This is a genomic window from Bowmanella yangjiangensis (assembly GCF_017255015.1).
GTDB classification, from domain to species: domain Bacteria; phylum Pseudomonadota; class Gammaproteobacteria; order Enterobacterales; family Alteromonadaceae; genus Bowmanella; species Bowmanella yangjiangensis.
The window spans coordinates 1-410 of sequence record NZ_JAFKCS010000649.1; the positions used below are offsets into that span (position 1 = coordinate 1).

General features: G+C 70.7%; 1 protein-coding gene. It reads left to right on the forward strand.

Annotation, left to right across the window (positions count from 1 at the left end):
- The coding region (locus tag J0A65_RS26090; protein ID WP_232850167.1) for a hypothetical protein at nucleotides 1-410 on the forward strand (410 nt) is incomplete at both ends.

Sequence of the window (410 nt, forward strand, 5' to 3'; positions counted from 1 at the left end):
GCGTGGCGCAGGCACCGTCATTCTCGCTGGACGGCGGCGCCATGCTCACGGTGCGCATCGCGGGCGTCGAAGCCTATGCGGCGACCAGCGACATCAGTCAGTGCGGCCTGCAGGACGCGCTGGAGCGGGCCGAGGCGATTGCCCGCGCCCTGGCCGGCCAGCACTTGCTGGACGTGCAGGCGCAGCCGGTGCCGCAGGCGCGCGCCGATGACGTCATGCCGGGCTACGCACAGTCGCCGGCGCAACCGGCGCACTGGTTCGACTGGCTGCTCAGCGAGGCAGCGGGCATCCCGCAGGACAGCCGGCTGGTGGACAGCCACCTGGGCCTGGTCTTCACCGATCACCAGCAGATCTACCTCAACAGTGCAGGGGCCTGTCTGCGCCGTGCTCAGCGCTACGTGTTCCCGCAG